Origin of the sequence: Okeania sp. SIO3I5 (assembly GCF_010672085.1) — a bacterium.
In the GTDB taxonomy this organism is placed as follows: domain Bacteria; phylum Cyanobacteriota; class Cyanobacteriia; order Cyanobacteriales; family Microcoleaceae; genus Trichodesmium.
In genome coordinates this window covers 1-19,280 of record NZ_JAAHHT010000185.1, presented here as the reverse complement: position 1 = coordinate 19,280, position 19,280 = coordinate 1, and the positions used below count along the sequence as shown (strand labels likewise).

Sequence of the window (19,280 nt, the reverse complement as noted above, 5' to 3'; positions counted from 1 at the left end):
GATTAATCCGCAAAATATATTAGTTTATGGTCATTCTTTAGGTGGAGCTATTGCTATTGAGTTAGCTACAAGACACCCAGAAATGGCAGGATTAATCATCAAAAGTTCTTTTACTTCTATGGAAAATATGGTCAATTATCAGGGTGGGATTTATAAATTTTTTCCTGTAAAATTACTACTACATCAAAAATTTGACTCAATTTCAAAACTCAGAAAATTAGAACTACCAATTTTGTTAATTCATGGCACAGAGGATTCATTAGTTCCCCCTTATATGAGCGAAGAATTATTTGCAGTTACTCCTGCTAAAATTAAAGATTTATATATAGTTCCTGGTGCAGCTCATAATAATGTGACTGCTATTGCAGGTGATGAGTATTTACATAGAATTAATCAGTTTGTCAATCAATTAAAACATCATTATCCTAACTTAAAATAGGTTTTTTAAAGTAGTCTGAAAATTTTAAAGGTATTCTTGCTAATCCTTAATAAAATATTGAATTTTTTAGATTAAGTTTGATTAGTTAGCTATAATAAAAATGTTTTTCTTAACCTCAAGTATAGTCTCTTGAAAAATTCCTGTTACTAAAAAAATCACTTTTATTGAAAAATTTTGGTTTAAATCCTCCTCTTTTAAGGGGATAATAAATAAAAATTTTCATAATTAGTCAATCCTCTTCTTTTCAAGGAGAGGGAATTATTAATTATTCATTATTAATTGTTGAACTCCTTTAAGGGGATGAAAAAGCGGTCATTTTGCTACGCATAACTACGTTAACGGCTGTCGCCGACATGAACTAATAACTGATAACTGATAACTGAAATGACTCCCTACTTCCTAAAACTTTTCTTGTGGGTATTCAGTTTTAAAGATACATAATATTATCCACAATTTCGACAGGAATTCAATATTCAGAATATTAATTTTATAAATGTTTGATAAATCTACTATAGAGAAAAGGTAGTATTGACAAAAAAATAATCCTGTGATAGAACAAAGAAGCTGTATAAAGCTGTTAGTCAAGATAAAATAGTATAACAATCAATAAACAATAAATTAGGAGACAATGCCTAAAATGAGTTTACTAAATAAGGTATTTGAAGCTTACAATGGACATCGAGTTGCATTCTCGCAACAAGAAGCAATAGCTGCTATTGCGGTGTCTGCCATTGCTTCAGATGGTTATCTTTTAGAACAAGAAACAGAACGAGTTATAGTGCTTTTGTCTCAAATGGAAATGTTTAAAAGCTATTCAGAAAAACAGATTACAAATATGCTGAATAGGTTGTTAAATACACTCACCGAAAAAGGAATTAATAATTTAGTAGATCTAGCCAATGATTCATTACATCCAGAGTATAAAGAAACAGCTTTTTCATTAGCTACTGACATAATTTTAGTAGATGGGGTTTTATCTAGTAAAGAACAAGTGTTTTTAACTCGTTTGTTTCAGGTCTTGGAAATGTCTACAGAAAAAGCTTCAACAATTTTTAAAGCTAAATTAGAAATCCATCAGGTTAGTAAAAAGCAGTCTAAAAGGTATAAAACTTATCAAAATTCTGAACAGTAGATGAAATTTAATTTGACCAGAAAATTATTAATTATAAACATACCAGATAACTTATTTAATTAACCTATTTATAGGCAATAATTTTTTTGTAAGCTTGAATAGTTTGTGTGGCGATCGCCTGCCAACTATAACTATTTTCAGCTAGCTTTTTAGCATTTAAACCTCGACGTTTCCTTTCTGCTTCATTCTGCAAAGTTGACTTAATTAAACTAGCAATTTCTTCTATTTGACAACCACCAACCCAACCTGCTTCTGCACTTGCCACATCTTGACAAATATGAACCTGGTCTGAAATAACTACTGGAGTACCTGCCACCATTGCCTCTGCTACTGCAATGCCAAAATTCTCATAATAAGAAGGCAATACAAATAAGTCAGCAATTTGTAATAAACTTGTCTTGATTTCCCCTGTAACAAACCCTGTTATTTTTGTAAATTTAGCAAGAGGTGAAGCCTTGATTTGTGAGTGAATTTTTGCCTCATAATTAGGGTCTTGAGGATTTCCACCTGCTAGAATAAATTGAAAATCTATCCCTTCTGCCAATAACTTTTCTAAAGCAGGTAATAATAAATCTAATCCTTTTTTTGGTTCAATACGAGACATAAATAAAATCATAGGATGTTTAATTTCTATTCCTTGAGATTGAAGACAATTAACCAAATTTTCATCTGGAATATTCTCTGGAGGATTCACACCTAAAGGAATGACTAAATCTTTTGTCGATAAACCAAATCTTTCGGAAACTTTCGCTTCTTGTGTAGTAGTAAAATGAAGCCCAGCAGCATGAGCAATATTCCGCTTTTCTAACAAAGAAACATAAATTTTTTTGAGTTGTTTTTTCTTGCGTAAATCAGCAGGATCTAAAGTTCCTAAAGGTCTTAAAATATAGGGTAAATTATTAGCACGAGCAACAGTTGCAGCGATGGTAGTTACTGGTGAAAAAAGAGCATGAATATGAGCCAAGTCAAACTCAAGAGCGTGTTGATTTAACCATTGTAATAATGGTAGAGAAAACTTATAACGACGGAATGGAGAACAACGAAAATAACGAATTTGATAACCATTTTGTTGAACAGGTTGATCAAGAGGAACATCTAAAGGTGGTTGACCAACATCCCCATTAGAATCTGTAGTAAGGATGGTAACATCTATATTTTGAGCAGCAAGGGCAGTAGAAAGTCCGAGCACCATTTGACTTGGCCCGCCATAAACAAGTGATATAGATGGTATTATTTGTAATATTCGCATAAATTTTGTCTGAACTTTTGAGGATGGTGAGGTACACTTAATCTCTTTGCAGTTCAGCCTTCTTATCTTTAACAACCTGGAAGGTTGAACTGCCAAAATTACTAAATAAAATTTTGTACCTCACTAACTCTGAAATTGCTGTAAATTTCCTGTAGATATTCACTCTTTGGTTTACACTCTCCGATACCAGCGGACATGATATTATTTCTGCCATCCTGCACTAGGGGCGAATGAGTATTTGCCTCTACTTTTGACTTCAGGTATATCTACTCAACGGCGATCGCCATTAATCTAGCGCCCTACACCTTGGACCTCTGCCAGCTCTTGCATTTTCTGAGGCATAGCAAGCGACAATGCTCACAGCGTTGCAAGCTCTCGGATCGCCCTGACTGCAGAAACGAGCTAAGTTGCCAACACCGCCAGCTTGACTAACCAACTGCAAAAAATTACAAGCCCGGTTATTATTTCGCTGTCGGCAGTAATAGTTAATCTGAAGAATACCAGCCCTGCTAGCAGTTTGAACTAGGCTGCAGGCTCGGGAGTTTCCTTGTCCACAGAGGATACCTAACCTACCACAACTCTGAGCATTTCCATCTTCGTAGCAACTGTAGTAAAGGTCATTAAGTCGATTTGACCTTGCAGGTGATGCTATGGATAAGACTGTAGCGACAGTTAGTAATCCCACAAATATCCGTTTCATGCTTGATAACTGAATTTTTTGGGTTTATTGTGAGAATTATACCATGTTTTATATCATGTCCGGTTGAATAGTTATAAATAATTAGGGAGGAGTCAGGAGACTCGAGACAGGAGACAGAAGAAAAGAATGTACCAGAAGAAAGAAGTGTTTTTATCACGCTCTTATCCGGACATAGTATTACATAAAATATTGTCAGTATTTACAGCAATTTCGGAGGCGCGTGAGGTACAAAATTTTATTTGGTAATTTTGGCAGTTCAACCTTCCAAGTTGTTACAGCCTAGAAGGCTGAACTGCAAATAGATTAAGTGTACTTCAGCTTTGTTGAATAGGTTGCTCAAGAGGAACATCTAAAGGTGGTTGACCAAAATCCCCATTAGAATCTGTAGTAAGGATGTTCAAGAATTTAGAATTTAGAATTTAGAATTTAGAATTACCTCTCCTTGAAAAGAAGAGGATTGACGAACAGGAAAATTTTTATTTATTATCCCCTATCCAAGGGGAGGCTTTAAACCACAATATTTCGGTAACATCTATATTTTGAGCAGCAAGGGCAGTAGAAAGTCCGAGCACCATTTGACTTTGCCCCCCATAAATAAGAGAGATAGATGGTACTATTTGTAATATTCGCATAAATTTATCTTAAATTTTGCTTAATAAAACTGATACAATTTAAGAGGGAGCGATCGCTACTAAATAGACATCTCCAATAATCAAAAATAAAATCAATTATCCTACAGAAATCATAAATTATTTCTCCCTAATCTCTGCTCCCTGCTCCCTACTACCTCTTTATTCCTCTACACTTTCAAAATACAGAACAGAGAAATGGTATGAAAATTTAATCTTAATACCATTTCCCAGGCATTAGTGCTGTACTTGGGCAATACTTCAGTTATCAACTAATCACCACAAACCAAATCACTTTTTTCCTAATTTTAGCTAAGTTAATGTTAATTATTCTTATGTTTGCTTCTGCCGTAAGGAAGTCCCATGTAACGTCCCTACTGTGCTCCTGGGAGTGGTTAGGGGTAGGTCCCTTGCTCAAGAAAGCGTAGAAAAGTTTTTGAGAAATAATATTATACCATCCTAATGATTAATTTTTGTTGTCGATTTTCGACAATGTTTAAAAATTCTTTTGTCGATTGTAGCAAAGTTGATGTTGAATGTATTGCCATGACTGCTTTTTCGACTTTTTAATTAAAACTGTCGAAAATCGACAACTTTTTTTTCTATTCATACATTATTATTAATAATATAAGTTATTCATAATCTTTGAAAGGGGTGATGAAAGAAGGGGGGAGTCACCCCCAACCCCGGTGTTGACGCTGTATCTTTTTTCCTTAGTCTTTAAGTAGATAGGGCTTGCTGATTAAATATCAAAAGTATTGACAGATATAAGGTGTGAGGAGTTTTAGAGCTTTAAAAAGTGCGAGCTTTTCGGTTGCAGCGATCTCAAAAAGTGAGGATTTTGGGGTAACGTGAGACATAAAAATGACTCTTACTCTTTTTTCGACCGCCTTCTCTATAACTCCCATTTCTCCTGTAGGGGCTGCCGTTACCCTTACTACTCCCTAAGACCTACGGACGTTGCATAACAAAAATGCGTTTTCGTATAGGGAATGGGAGCAAACATGTCGCGTAGCGTTAACGTTTGCTCCCATGAGTCAGGAAAGTTGTGCTTTAGGTAAACATCTATACCCTACCTTAACAAAAAGACTTGATTCAGCAAACCCTAGATATAGAAGGATCGACTGGAATAACTTGAAAAACTTTGAAAGACTTGAATTAGAAAATGAAAGAAGTTGATTTCACAGTTGCTATCCCTACCTATAATGGTGAAACCCGTCTCCCAGATGTATTAGACAGATTAAAATCACAAATAAATACCGAACACTTCTCATGGGAAATAATTGTAGTCGATAATAATAGTACAGATACGACTGCTAAAGTAGTAGCAGATTATCAAGCTAACTGGCCTAAATTAATTCCATTGAGATATGCTTTTGCTCCAAAGCAAGGAGCTGCATTTGCTAGACAAAGAGCAGTAGAAAAAGCCAGAGGAGAATTTATTGGTTTTTTAGATGATGATAACTTACCTGAGCCTGAGTGGGTATCCCAAGCTTATGCTTTTGGGAAAAATCATCCTCAAGTTGGCGCTTTTGGCAGTCAGATTCATGGATACTTTTTTGAGCAGAATTCAAAATTAGAACTTCCAGAGAAATTGAAAGAAATAGCTTGTTTTTTAGCGATTGTAGAACGAGGTAATCAACCACGTTTATACGATCCTAAACATAAGATGTTACCTCCTGGTGCTGGAGTAGTAGTTCGCAAACAAGCGTGGGAAAAAGCGGTTCCAAAGACGTTGTTCTTGAATCATACGGGTAAAGAAGCTGGATTAGCTAGTGAAGATTTAGAAGCTCTAATAAATATTCAGCAAGCAGGATGGGAAATTTGGTACAACCCTGCAATGGTAGTATATCATAAAATTCCTAATTCACGACTGGAAAAAGATTACTTACTAGCCCTAGTTCGCTGTGTAGGTTTGAGCCGAAATCGTTTGAGAATGATGACTCTCAAGAGTTGGCAAAAACCTTTAGCTTTTCCCGCATACATGGCTAATGATTGGCGACGATTAGTGCTTCACCTGATTAAAAAACGTAAGTCAATCAAAAGTGATACTGCCACAGTTTGCAAGACAGAATTTCTGTGGAATACGATCAAAAGTCCCTTTTTCTTGTATGCTCAACAACGAGAGTCTCAAGCTAAAGCCAGAAGTTACCCACCAATCGCTAAAAGTGAAGATTGGTTAGAGAGTATTGCCACAGCTTTTGAAGAAGAAAACTTCTGTCTTTATACTCAAAGTATATTTCCTATTAGCAACCAAGATTTAAACAGAAAACATTCGGAAATTCTGCTGCGAATTGAGGACAGAAAAGGCCGAATTATATTACCTGGAGAGTTTATACCTACTGCTGAACGTTATAATTTGATGGGAACTATTGACAGATTCGTTATTCGGAAGTTGTTTACTCGACTTTCTCAGGTATCTCAAGACAATGACTGTTTGTATGAGATTAATATTAGTGCTGCTAGTATCAATGATGAAAAATTCATAAATTTCTTGTATCAGCAGTTTAATATCTATGGAATTTCACCAGAAACAATTAGTTTAGGAATCAGTGAAAAGATTGCTATTACTAATATAGAACAAGCAACAAAACTAATGAATAGTTGTAAAGAAATTGGTTTTCAGTTTACCTTAGATAATGTTAGTCGTTCTAGTTTAATGCCTGAGTATCTCAAACAACTACCTATAGATTATCTGAAAATTGATGGTCAATTAGTCAAGGGAGTTGCTAATCATCAGAAAAATATTAGAGGAATAGAACAAATCCATAATCTCGGTTATCAATTAGGTATTAAGACCATTGCAGAAGCTGTTGAAAACGGCAATATAATGGAAAATATTAAACTTATAGGAGTGGATTATGCCCAAGGATATGCCATAAATTATCCTCAACCTTTGATCTTTACATTTACTGAAGATCAAATGAATAATTTCAACTTAAATACAGTTAGTTCTTAGGTTCAGAAAATGGTTGTTACTAATGGATAATTGATAATTGATAATTGATCATTAATCCCTAGAGGTTTAAAGCCTCTCCTTTTAAGGAAAAAAAAGTGCTAGGAGATTTCCCCACTTGGTTAAAACCATTAGATTTAACTAGAGGTAATTATTCATTAATTCATTATCCATTCATAAACTAATTTTTCTGAGATAAATTGGCAGTTATGGCAAGTGAAGCAAAGGTTAGGATCGAATCAATTAGAAGTGAACAGAATAAAAAGTGTGACGATCAGGACTAACGCAGATGAAGCCAGAAACCCGGTTTTTCATAGCTCTCTTTTGTTAAAAACAAGGGTTTATCGTAAAAACCGGGTTTCTTTGTGTAATACCATTTTCATAAAATATTGCTACAGTTAAAGAACAGGTGAAAGAAGATAAGGAACGTCGGAACCAGGAAAGATAAATAGACAAAAAATGGAGGAAAAAACTTTAATTTTGACAATGAATGCAAGCGATAAAGTATTAAATTGTCGGAATAAATCACAAATTGGAATGTAACAGCCTTTTTTGAATTTGGTATAACTCCTAACTATCTAAAGTTATAGTTTTTAACTCATATCTTAATTTTTACTTAACTTCAACTGCTATAAATGCAACATAAGTTATGATTGACAATATATATAAAGTCTCTATGAAACAGGTGAAATTCACGGTAGCTATCCCTACTTATAATGGGGAAAAACGTTTACCAAAAGTTCTGGATAAGTTGCGAGAGCAAATTAACACTGAACATTTTGATTGGGAAATTCTGGTTGTTGATAATAACAGTAAAGATAGTACCGCAGAAATAGTTAAAAATTACCAAAAAAATTGGTCAGAAGCTTATGATTTAAGATATTATTTTGAAGTAGAACAAGGGGCTGCTTTTGCAAGACAACGAGCAATTAGAGAAGCAAAAACTGAACTTGTAGGTTTTCTAGATGATGATGTTATACCTGCTTCTGATTGGGTAGCAGCAGCTTATGAATTTGGTCAAAAATATCCTCAAGCAGGAGCATTCGGTGGTCAAATTCATGGAGATTTTGAAGTTCCCCCACCAGAAAATTTTAAAAGAATACAATCTTTTCTGGCAATAAGAGAAAGAGGGTTAAAAGCACATTTATATTCTCCAGAGAAGTTAATTTTGCCTCCATCTGCTTCTTGGGTAATCCGTAAAAAAGCTTGGTTAGATAATGTTCCGAGTCGTCCTACTTTAGGGGGAAGAGCAAAAGGTTCAATGATTCAAGGCGACGATTATGAACCTTTATTATATATGCATAAAGCAGGTTGGGAAATATGGTATAATCCTGAGATGCAAGTGGCTCATCATATACCTAAATCTAGGCTAGAAAAAGATTATTTAATTTCATTAATTAGAGGCTCTTGTTTATGTATTTGTTACTTGCGAATGATTGGTGCTAAAACCTGGGAAAAACCATTTATTATGGTGAAAATCATGTTAGGCAGCCTGAAAAGAACAATACAACATATAGTGAAATATAAATGGCAAGTCAGAACTGACTTAATTGCTAGTTGTGAAATGGAGTTTTACTTAAGTAGTTTTGCTAGTCCTTTTTACTTCTTAAAAACATTACTTTTGTCTAGGAGATTGTCATGAAAAAACCTGTAATTGCTATTGGATTAGATGCTGCCGATCCTAATCTACTGGAAAAATGGTTTGAAAAAGGGCATTTGAAAAACCTCAATCAACTGCGACAAACAGGAGCTTATAGCCGTTTAAGTAATACTGTCAATTACAATAATATTCCCACGGAAACATCCTCAACAGAACGACTTTGGGTGATGTTTGGTACGGGTTGTCTACCTAATAAAACTGGGTATTGGACTCCTGTACACTATAATTCAGACAGTTATGAAGTAAGCCACGATACGGTTAACGGAGGCTATGATTATAAAGAATATCCCCCTTTTTATGCTCTTGAGGATCGCAGAGTAGCTACGTTTGATGTGCCAATATCTTCTCTTTCTGAGGGGGTAAATGGCTTGCAAATTCTGGGTTGGGGAGGTCATGCACCTCATACTCCTAGTCATTCTCAACCTCCCGAAGTTTTGCCAGATATAATTAAGAAATATGGTAAAAATCCTGTCCTTCACAAAGATTATGGATATTGGTGGGACAAAAACTATTTTAACCGAATTACAAAGGGATTAAAGGTTAGTATATCTAATCGTGTGGAGATATGTAAAGATTTACTGAAGCGAGAAGAATGGGATTTATTCTTAACAGTTTTCGCTGAGACTCACACTGCAGGTCATGATTTCTGGCATCTGAGTCAAGAGGATAATCCTCTTTACCCTTATAAAAAAGGTGATAGCGATACCATGCTGGAAGCTTTTGAGGATATTGATCGAGCTATTGGGGATATTGTAGCAGAAGTTCCTGACGATGCTTATGTGTTAGTTTTTGCTGTTCACGGTATGGGAAATAATGTTACTGATATGTTCAGTATGACTTTTCTTCCTGAACTGCTGTATCGGTATAGTTTTCCTGGAAAAGTCGGTATTGCTCCTGGTAAATTGGGAAAAACACCACCTTCACTAATTACTAATCCTAAACGAAAAAGTTGGTCAGGAGAAGTATGGCAACGACGTTACAATCCTAATCCAATTAAGCAGTTTTTACAACAGTGGACTCCAAGTAAATTTGATAAGTTTTTAGCTGTAGGAGAAGAGTCACATTTAGTTTCTCCTTATGAATTACGAGAAAAATCATCAGCATTGCATTGGATGCCTGGTATGTGGTATCAACCTTTATGGCATAAAATGAAAGCGTTTGCTTTACCAGCTTTTGCCGCAGGACATATTCGTATTAATCTTAAAGGAAGAGAAGGAAAAGGTATTGTTGAACCTGCTGATTATAATGCTACTTGCGATGAGTTGACAGAATATCTTTATCGTCTCAAGGATGCTAGGACAGGAGAATCAATTGTTAAAGATGTGGTGCGAACTCGGACAGAGGAAAATGCACTAAGTTGCGATCGTTTACTTCCTGATCCAGATTTAGTAGTCTTGTGGGAAGAAAGTCCAAGTGATGTGATAGATAGTCCTGATTTGGGCAGGATTGGTCCTCTTACTTACTATCGTAGTGGCGGACATCGAACTGATGGATTTTTATTAGCAAAAGGTCCGGGGATTGAAGCTAATTCCGATTTACCAGAAGGTCAGGCGATCGATATTGCACCTACTATTTTAGAGTTGATGGAAGCTAAAATTCCTGAATATTTTGATGGTAAATCTCTATTAGAAATCTCTAGAAAAGAGGTAGTAGGGAGTAGGGAAAGATAATGAATAATGGATAATTGATAATTGATAATTGATAATGAATTAGTTTGCTAAACTTAGTACAAAAATTTGATCTTTTTAGATATAAAAAGGGTTAACGTTTTTCGTACAAGAATTTTCAACTCTAAATAGTTATCAATTATTAAAATTATCAATTATTTTGAGCTTTTTGAGTAAGTCTGAGTAAGTTTAGTTGAGCAGTTGCTATACGATTATAATACCAATTTACAGCAATGCATGAGGATGGTGAGGTACAGTTAAAGGTTAATCTATATCCTTGCAGTTTAGCCTTCAAGGCTGTAACAACCTGGAAGGTTGTGTTACCACTCATTACTAACAGGTTTCCAGCTTTTAACAAAAAAAAATTTTGTACTTCACTAACTCCGAAATTGCTGTAAACAGAATTAGGCATTGTTGAAATATTTAAGATGATATTACCTACAAAAATTATTCGTAAGTTGAGAAGATTTAGTGTAATTACTACTGACTCACTCTTAGAAAAAAGACTACTTCCAGGCAGTGATAATTATCAAAAATTTATTATTCTTTGTACAGCAAGAACGGGTTCAAATTTTTTGTGTAGTCTTCTACAATCTCACAGTAAAATTAGAGCATTTGCAGAAGTTTTTCATAAAGACTCTAAACGAAAAAAAATTTTTTGGGATTATCCTGGTTATAATTCCGAAGAATTCTGGGAAATGAGAGAAAATCATCCGATTCAGTTTATGGATAATATTGTTTTTCGTGATTTTCCCAAATCGGTATCAGCAGTGGGGTTTAAATTGTTTTATAACCATGCTCAAGCTGAAAATGAAAAATGTATTTGGGAACGTCTTAAGCAGATAAAAGACTTAAAAATAATTCATCTTAAACGTCAAAATTTGCTTCAGCAATATGTATCTTTAACTAAAGCAAGACAGAGTAAACAATGGGTTGTTAAAGCTAATAATAGTAACTCCAAAGGAGATAGTTTGAGGCTAGAAATAGATTATGATAATTGTATTGAGCATTTTGAAACTCTACAAAATTTACAAAGGGAATATGATAATTTATTTGCCGAACATCAGATTCTTGAGGTAATCTATGAAAATCTTGCTAAAGACTACATTAATGAAACTAAGAAAATTCAAGAATTTCTAGGTGTTCCCTATCAAAAATTATATCCATATACCTATAAACAAACACAAGAATCACTGTCACAGATTATTATCAATTATTCAGAATTGAAAGAAAAATTTCAAGAAACTCCTTGGATAGATTATTTTGAAGGATAGTAAATAATATATAGCAATTCCCACAGTTATGAAGTACATTTACAATCCCCCTAAATCCCCCTTAGAAAGGGGGACTTTGAAGACTCCCCCCTTACAAAGGGGGGCAGGGGGGATATATAAAACTGTACCTCTTATATTAAAGAATTATGTTAAAGAACTACTATAATTAAAAATTTAACAAATAAAAATAAATAATGACAGAAAACTATTATCAAAAAAACGATCAAAACCTGATAGATTACCAATTATATCAGTTTCAAGATTTAGAATTAAGAGGACCTAAATCAAATTATGAAAATAATATTTCCTACTTGGGTGCAGCTCAGACTTTTGGTCGATATTGTTTAAATCCATTTCCAAGAATTTTAGGTGATAAACTTAAGATAGGTACTCTTAATTTTGGTGCGGGAGGAATAGGTCCATCATATTTTATTGAACAACCATTAATTATAGATTCAGCGAATAAATCTAAGTTAGTTGTGGTTCAATTTGTATCTGGTAGGAGTGTTAGTAATTCTGTTTATGAATCTTTAGGAGGTGCGGTAGTAGTCAGAAGAATAGATAACCAAAAAATGAGGTCGGAGAATGCAATTAAAGATTTGATTGACGGGAAAGATAAAAGGGGATTAGAAAAGAATTTTCTTAAAGATTTAATTGCGGAAACTAGACAAAATTATGTGACAGAAATGATTGAATTATTAAATGCGATTAAAGTACCTAAAGTTCTGTTTTGGTTTTCTGTTCGTACTCCTCAATATCAAGAAAGTTATGGGAAAAATTTGATTCACAAACTTAGCGAATTTGTCGAAAAAAAATCAAAAAATCGTATAGGTATTTTACGAAGTCGCAGTCCTTTAAATAGTTTGTTTGGAGAGTTTCCTCAATTAGTTAATCAAGAAATGATTGAGCAAATTAAACCTCATAGTGATTTTTATGTAGAGTGCGTCACTAAGGTGGGATTGCCTCAAAAATTAATTGATTTTAACGGAAATAAGAAGGGAGTAAATAGATATTATCCTTCTCCAGAAATGCACATTAAAGCTGCCGAAATGCTTTACCCAGTTTGTCAAGAAATCTTAGATACGAATTGAATAATTAATAATTAATAATTAATAATTAATAATTACCTCTTCTTAGAAATAATTTGTAGTAAGGTTTAATTCTGAATAATAAAGCTTTGATCACAAACAGTTTTGACGCAAAGAAACCGGGTTTTTAGGATAAATCGTTGTTTTTAACAACAGGACTAAAGCCATGGGAACCCAGAAACCCGGTTTCTCGTAGAAACCGGGTTTCTTTGCGTAAGTCCTGACAAACTAAAAGCAATAGCTGATAGCTGATAGCTGAATGCTTACGATACTAATAATGAAGAAAATGCCAAGATATAAAGCTAAAGTATTTAATAAAATTCAAGTATTGATATTGATAGGATTCTTGATATTATTAACTATTTATTCCTGTACTCAAGAAACAACAAGAAATAGTAATATTAGCATAGCAAATAATCATAATGTTAATGGTGTTATATCTGGAGAATTGAAACAATGGCACAAGATAACTATTACTTTTGATGGGTTAAATACCTCTGAGAATTCCAATCCTAATCCCTTCCGTGACTATCGACTGAATGTAACTTTTTCTCATGGAAATCATATTTATACAGTTCCTGGTTACTACGCTGCTGATGGTAATGCAGCAGAAACAAGTGCCGACACTGGGAATAAATGGCAAGTGAATTTTATGCCAGATGAAGTAGGTGAGTGGAATTATGTAGCTTCTTTTCGCCAAGGAAGATGGATAGCAGTAAATGACAATCTAGAAGCAGGAAAAGCTATTGCTTTTGATGGTGCAAAAGGTTCGTTTATTGTTACTGAAACTGATAAAAATAACCCTGATTTTCGCAGTAGAGGTTTGCTAAATTATGTAGGCAAACACTACCTCCAGTTTAAAGGTACAGGGGAATATTTTCTCAAAGGTGGTGCTAATAGTCCAGAAAATTTTTTAGCTTACTATGAATTTGATAATACTCAGACTGATAAACACAAATATCAACCACATGAGAGAGATTGGAAACCAGGAGATTCACTATGGCAAGAAAATAAAGGTAAAAATATTATCGGAGCATTGAATTATCTATCTAGCAAGGGTATGAATGTTGTTTATTTCTTAACTATGAATGTCAAAGGAGACGGAGATGATGTTTTTCCTTGGATTAGTAAAAATCAGCGCGATCGCTTTGATTGTAGTAAACTTGCTCAGTGGGAAATTGTCTTTTCCCACATGGATAAACTAGGATTAATGCTTCATGTTGTGACTCAAGAAACGGAAAATGATCAATTACTGAATTGGGGAAGACTTGGTAATTTACGCCAACTTTACTATCGAGAATTAATTGCTCGTTTTGCCCATCATCCTGCTTTAATTTGGAATCTTGGTGAGGAGAATACAAATACAACTAAACAACTTAAAGAATTTGCTAACTATTTTCATAATCACGATCCATACAACCATCCTCTTGTTGTTCATACCTATCCTTCGGAGCAAGAAAAAGTATATCAACCTCTTCTTGGAGATGAGAATTTTACTGGAGCTTCTCTACAAATGAAGAAAGTAAACAAAACTCATACTCAGACACAGAAATGGATTGATGAGTCAGGAAAAGTAGGGCATAAATGGTTTGTTGGTGCCGATGAATTTGGTCCAGCGCAGGTAGGTGTCAAACCAGATAAAAATGATTATTGGCACGATGATGTCCGAAAGGAAGGACTTTGGGGTAACTTGATGGCAAATGGTTCAGGTAGTGAGTGGTATTTTGGTTATAAATTTCCCCACAATGATCTGAACTGTGAAGATTGGCGATCGCGGGATCATATGTGGGATTTAACTCGTTACGCTTTAGAGTTTTTCCATAACTATTTACCTTTCTGGGAAATGACTGACAATGATGAATTAGTTTCCAACCCAGATGCTTATGCTTTGGCAAAAATAGGTGAAATTTATGCAATTTATCTCAAAAATGGTGGCTCTACTGAGTTAGAAATTCCTACTGGAACTTATACTATTAAATGGTATAATCCCCGTCAGGGTGGTAAATTAGAAAATGGCTCAGTTAATTCAATTACTGGTTCCGGGTTAAAATCTATAGGTAATCCTCCTAGTGATAATGACAAGGATTGGACTGTATTGATCGAGCGTAACAAAAATCAAAATTCCCAAGCTGAAACTAAAAAAGATTTGCCATGAGTATGACAAAAACTCAATCTCCCTCAAAATGGTTACGGGGTAAAACTATGGTCTTGACAACATTAGTAGGATGGGTTCCCCTACCGCCTGGTATAGTATTGCGAAGTCTCCTATACCGTACTATGTTTCGGCGGATTGGTAAATCTGTCCGTATTCAATCCAGTGTTGAATTTACTGATGGTAGTTCCGTGGAAATAGGAGATGGAGTTACTATTAATCCTGGTGTTTACATTGATGTTCCACAAGGTAATGAAGTTGAGATTGGTAATCGAGTATATCTGGATCGGGATGTTCGTATTAGCACTACTGGTGAAGGTGGTAGAGTTTATCTTGGGAAACAAGTGCGCTTCGATCGCGGCGTTGATATTAAAGTTCACGAAGTTGGTAAAACTGAGATTGGCGATCGAACCTACATTGGTCCCTATACTTGTATATCTGGTTATGGTAATATCAAAATTGGTAAGGATTGTCTGATTGCTTCTCATTCAGCTATCTATGCTCATAATTATAACTTTGCCGACCTCGATCGCAAAATTGGAGAGCAAGGTTATAGCTATAAGGGAATTGTAATTGAGGATAATTGTTGGCTTGGTAGTGGGGTGAAAGTCCTCGACGGAGTTACTATTGGTGAAGGTAGTGTGATTGGTGCAGGAGCGGTGGTGACAAAAGATATTCCCCCCTACTCAGTTGCTGTTGGTGTACCAGCTAAAGTAATCTCGAAGCGAAAAGAGAACGATTAAGGATAAATATCAACCAAATTGGCAAGAAAAAGAAATTTTACAGCGCTTTTCAGATTGATAAACCACATCGTCACAACCAAAACCCTGTAGGGACGTTCCATGGAACGTCCCTACTGTGGTCTACCGTGCAGGAAAATTGCTGTAAACTATTGGCTGGCCTAAATGTCACTGACAATTTATATCATGTCCGGATAAGAGCGTGATAGAACTCCGTGAGCTGAAGCGACCAAAAAACTTGATCCTCCTTCATATCCCAAAATTTTCTCCTCTTCCCTCCTGTCTCCTGTCTCCTGTCTCCTGACTCCTCCCTCCTTATTTATAACTATTCAACCGGACATGATATTATCTATAAAAATCGTCGCATTTGTAATCGGGACAATACATTTTCATTGGAACATTATCAGGTAATCCTGTAGAGTGAATTTTGCACAACAGACCCTGATCAGAAAAGTTAGAGAACTTACATTTTAAACACAATTTATTCTGGTGATTGATTTTTGCTTGATTTAACTTTTTAATCATACAATTACGCTTGTAATTAAGAACAATTCTGTCTCTTTTTATTAACCAATCAGAATATTCATCAGCATTGTCTTTGAGGAATTTTCTAACTCTGAAAATTTGATATAACTGCATAGGTGCAGATTTTTTATAATACGGATTGTCTACCAACTTATCTGGCTCTCCTAACCTTTTAATCCACCCTTCAGACAAGTTGTATTCTGATTTTAATCTCCCTTTAGTGATATAGTTTAAACCATCTCCAGGTTGAGTATCTCCCCTATCATAATAATAAACCCAATAGAAAAATTTTTGACCATAAAAACCCACTATTCCTATGGATTTAGCGCCTTCTTTAGGTTCTAAATTTTCTTCCTTCATTTGTTTTGTTGAGATAGGATTTCCTGGTATATCAGACACATCTTTATAAGCTTTTGGCAATGATTTATCCCTAATTAATGTATCCTTATAGGAATAAATATAATATTTTGGGTTTCGGTTTTTGCTATTTCTATAATCTGGATAATCCTTATATGCTATTGGTACGGCATCATCTTTTAGATATCGGTTTAATTGTTGCAGCATATATTCAGGAGCCTCATTTTTCTTATCTTGTCTTACTTCTAAACCAGGACAATTATCTGCTTTAGGTGCTGACTTAAATTGTCTACCACATACTCTACAGCTTTTAGATTGTTGATCGTAATCGTGATAAGTGAAACTGTTCATTTTCCCCCCATGGACTAATTATTATTGTATACAAAAACAGGTAAGTCCCTGATACTAACTTACCTGTTTACTTTAATATTATAGCGCTACGCACTAGGGAATAGGGAATAGGGAATAGTAAACTGTCATATCAAATCCGATACTACCGGATTTGATATAACACTTCCATGAAGAGCAGATTTGACATTAGAAGATTTTAGACAGTTGTGAAATGAGCAGAGGTAATATCATCTGCAACCACTCCTTCAAGTACGGCTAAAACTTCATCAGTGGAAGTAACTTTAACTTCGGTGTTTGCCCCTGCATCTTGAATTGTTAAGTCATCGAAAGTTAAACCACCAGATAGTCCAAATAAATCGTTACCAAGTTCAAAGTCTATCACAACGTCTGTTCCATCTCCTTCGCTGTAGATAAACAAATCATCTCCACCACCACCAGTAAGGGTGTCATCACCAGCACCACCAGTAAGTTCGTTAGCAGCATTATCCCCTGTGAGTTCGTCATTACCATCAGAACCAATTAAGTTTTCCACACTTGTGAGAGTGTCTTCAGCAACAACAGTATTAACTATAGCATCTTCCCAAACCTCTGCTAACTTATCATAACCACTAGATTCCAGGTGGAAACCATCAGAAGTAAAGTCACTAGAAATTAGTGGAGCATTGAAGATATCTACAAAACTAACATTGTCACCAGCATCTGCCTTTGGTTGCACAACTTCGCTTTCAACGCGACCACTAAACTCAGCAGTTCTCGCCTCACGAGTAGCATTAGAAGTATTCGGTAGAATAGAAGCAACCAATACATGGGTATCTGGTGCCGCAGTAACAATTCTATCCACAAGTTCTTCTAGGTCAGCGATCGCTTGATCTGCATCATCACCTAACATAATGTCATTCGTACCTGCCATTAATAAAACCATATCTGGGTTCTGAATTTCCAAGGTATCTTCAATGGTTGTGTATGTTGGCACTTTTGGGTCATTGAAACCTTTCTTTTTCGAGACAGTATTATCTGTAAGTTGATCAATAGTCAAACCACCGCGACCTTCGTGGTCTTGATCGATATCAGAAGGACCACTGTAGGCGGTACCAACAAAATCTAAATTGTACCCAGCACCATTTAAGGACCTCCATAATTCGTTGCGATACCCACCGATACTAGACTCATTGGGGTATCCACGAGTGTTGGAGTCACCTAGAGGCAGAATTTTAAAATCTTCAGACCAAGTTTCAAACTTGCGACTGACATTACCAGTGTCGAGGTTCGCAATAACTCCACTGCTTTGGTTGTTGGCATAACTGACTGTATCATTACCATCCTCACCATCGTAGATATTGTTGCCGGAACCCCCAAATAAATTGTCGTCTCCCTCAGCTCCATTGAGAGTATCATCGCCACCAAAACCATTAATCTGGTTATCCTGTTCGTCTCCTGTTAAAATTTCTCCTGCTGCGGTACCATTAATAGTTCCTGGCGCTGGTTCTGTTGTGGGTGCTGCCACTGGGATAAATTCTACATAATCTACTCTCCCCCATTCTGCTCCTTCTGCTGTACCTGTAATTTTGATGTGTTCTCCATTTGATATCTCTAATTCTGTAAATACGGTTCGTTCTACTTGATTACTGTCGCTGACTCCATCACTCCCTAAGTCTTCGTCTAAAGTCCATTCCTCTTCTCCTGTTCCTATTTCTATGGAAATTTGACTTTCCCCATCATTTTCGTCAAAGAAACCAACTTTGACATCGTAATAACCTGTTTCTCCTGTAAATGTGTCGGCAGCAATTCCTCGTGTGACCCCTGAATTCAACAAAGAAACTACTGCACCATCGGAAGCGACACTTGTGGATTCAGTTTTGTACCCACTCAGACTCATGTCTTCTACTTCTATACGAAGTGGTGATTCATTATCTACCACTCTTAAAACTGCCGTATCCTGAGTACCTAGAGTTGCTCCATTTGTGGCGTTTGATAAAGCTAAATTAATAGTTTCATCTCCCTCTATGTCACTATCATCCACGATGGGAATATTTACAGTTTTCTGAGTTTCTCCATCGGCAAAGTTAACTGTTATAGCAGTGTCATCATAATCATCAGTCGCTGTTGCTGTACCATCGCTGGGGGTTAGTGTAACGCTGACTGCTCCACTACTACCATTGCTACGGGTTACTGTTACTTCGGCACTCGGACCATCTTCGTTCACACTGTAACTCTCATCACTCAGGGATAATGTACCTGGTCCTGTTATGGGTGCCGACACTGGGATAAATTCTACATAATCTACTCTTGCCCATTCTGTTTCTTCTGCTGTACCTGTAATTGTGATGGTTTCTCCATTTGATATCTCTAATCCTGTAAATA

At 35.6% G+C, this 19,280-nt stretch carries 15 protein-coding genes; 9 read left to right on the top strand and 6 right to left on the bottom strand.

All coding sequences use genetic code 11. The annotated features are described in order from the left end of the window. Together F6K40_RS29490 and F6K40_RS29485 are read left to right on the top strand one after the other, a co-directional pair. Window positions 1–439 (top strand): alpha/beta hydrolase (locus F6K40_RS29490; protein ID WP_293140993.1); only part of this gene is annotated, 439 nt, incomplete at its 5' end. Between the two features lie 628 nt (window positions 440–1,067). Next, window positions 1,068–1,571 carry a tellurite resistance TerB family protein gene (locus tag F6K40_RS29485; protein ID WP_293140991.1) on the top strand — a complete coding sequence of 168 codons (504 nt, stop codon included), beginning with the start codon at window positions 1,068–1,070 and terminating at the stop codon, window positions 1,569–1,571. 64 nt (window positions 1,572–1,635) lie between these two features. On the opposite strand, the gene hpsP is transcribed toward F6K40_RS29485, so the two are convergent. The 3 genes from hpsP to F6K40_RS29470 all read right to left on the bottom strand — a co-directional run bounded on the left by hpsP (window position 1,636) and on the right by F6K40_RS29470 (window position 4,152). Beyond that, entirely contained in the window at window positions 1,636–2,820 is a 1,185-nt protein-coding gene (hpsP, locus tag F6K40_RS29480) for a hormogonium polysaccharide biosynthesis glycosyltransferase HpsP (protein WP_293140989.1), read from the bottom strand. Between the two features lie 286 nt (window positions 2,821–3,106). Continuing rightward, the gene (locus F6K40_RS29475) at window positions 3,107–3,520 is read right to left on the bottom strand and encodes a hypothetical protein (protein WP_293140987.1); all 414 of its coding nucleotides are present in this window, start codon (window positions 3,518–3,520) and stop codon (window positions 3,107–3,109) included. 476 nt (window positions 3,521–3,996) lie between these two features. Then, window positions 3,997–4,152, bottom strand: a complete 156-nt coding sequence (locus tag F6K40_RS29470) for a hypothetical protein (RefSeq protein ID WP_293140985.1) — start codon at window positions 4,150–4,152, stop codon at window positions 3,997–3,999. A 1,162-nt stretch (window positions 4,153–5,314) separates the two neighbouring features. Between F6K40_RS29470 and hpsE (F6K40_RS41095) the strand changes: the two genes are divergently transcribed. The 3 genes from hpsE (F6K40_RS41095) (at window position 5,315) to F6K40_RS29450 (ending at window position 10,435) form a co-directional block, all read left to right on the top strand. Then, the gene (gene hpsE, locus F6K40_RS41095; RefSeq protein WP_365673217.1) at window positions 5,315–7,108 is read left to right on the top strand and encodes a hormogonium polysaccharide biosynthesis glycosyltransferase HpsE; all 1,794 of its coding nucleotides are present in this window, start codon (window positions 5,315–5,317) and stop codon (window positions 7,106–7,108) included. A 673-nt stretch (window positions 7,109–7,781) separates the two neighbouring features. After that, window positions 7,782–8,747 (top strand): hormogonium polysaccharide biosynthesis glycosyltransferase HpsE, encoded by a 966-nt coding sequence (gene hpsE / locus F6K40_RS29455; RefSeq protein WP_293140983.1) that lies wholly within the window; start codon window positions 7,782–7,784, stop codon window positions 8,745–8,747. Beyond that, window positions 8,744–10,435 carry an alkaline phosphatase family protein gene (locus tag F6K40_RS29450; RefSeq protein ID WP_293140981.1) on the top strand — a complete coding sequence of 564 codons (1,692 nt, stop codon included), beginning with the start codon at window positions 8,744–8,746 and terminating at the stop codon, window positions 10,433–10,435. The genes hpsE (F6K40_RS29455) and F6K40_RS29450 overlap by 4 nt, the downstream gene beginning before the upstream one ends. A gap of 148 nt (window positions 10,436–10,583) precedes the next feature. On the opposite strand, the gene F6K40_RS29445 is transcribed toward F6K40_RS29450, so the two are convergent. Next, complete coding sequence (locus F6K40_RS29445) at window positions 10,584–10,844, bottom strand: hypothetical protein (protein ID WP_293140979.1); 261 nt, start codon at window positions 10,842–10,844, stop codon at window positions 10,584–10,586. A gap of 16 nt (window positions 10,845–10,860) precedes the next feature. Here F6K40_RS29445 and F6K40_RS29440 point away from each other — a divergent pair, with 16 nt between their 5' ends. The 4 genes from F6K40_RS29440 (at window position 10,861) to F6K40_RS29425 (ending at window position 15,689) form a co-directional block, all read left to right on the top strand. Beyond that, window positions 10,861–11,706 (top strand): Stf0 family sulfotransferase, encoded by an 846-nt coding sequence (locus F6K40_RS29440; protein WP_293140977.1) that lies wholly within the window; start codon window positions 10,861–10,863, stop codon window positions 11,704–11,706. Window positions 11,707–11,900: 194 nt separating this feature from the next. Further along, a complete protein-coding gene (locus F6K40_RS29435) occupies window positions 11,901–12,797 on the top strand; it encodes a DUF6473 family protein (RefSeq protein ID WP_293140975.1) in 897 nt (298 codons plus the stop codon). Between the two features lie 283 nt (window positions 12,798–13,080). Beyond that, on the top strand, window positions 13,081–14,949 hold the full coding sequence (locus F6K40_RS29430) for a DUF5060 domain-containing protein (protein WP_293140973.1): 1,869 nt from the start codon (window positions 13,081–13,083) through the stop codon (window positions 14,947–14,949). 2 nt (window positions 14,950–14,951) lie between these two features. After that, the gene (locus F6K40_RS29425) at window positions 14,952–15,689 is read left to right on the top strand and encodes an acyltransferase (protein ID WP_293140971.1); all 738 of its coding nucleotides are present in this window, start codon (window positions 14,952–14,954) and stop codon (window positions 15,687–15,689) included. Window positions 15,690–16,031: 342 nt separating this feature from the next. Here F6K40_RS29425 and F6K40_RS29420 read toward each other — a convergent pair whose 3' ends face one another. Then, a complete protein-coding gene (locus F6K40_RS29420) occupies window positions 16,032–16,919 on the bottom strand; it encodes a hypothetical protein (protein WP_293140969.1) in 888 nt (295 codons plus the stop codon). A 196-nt stretch (window positions 16,920–17,115) separates the two neighbouring features. After that, a partial coding sequence (locus F6K40_RS29415; protein ID WP_293140967.1) for a Calx-beta domain-containing protein occupies window positions 17,116–19,280 on the bottom strand: 2,165 nt, incomplete at its 5' end.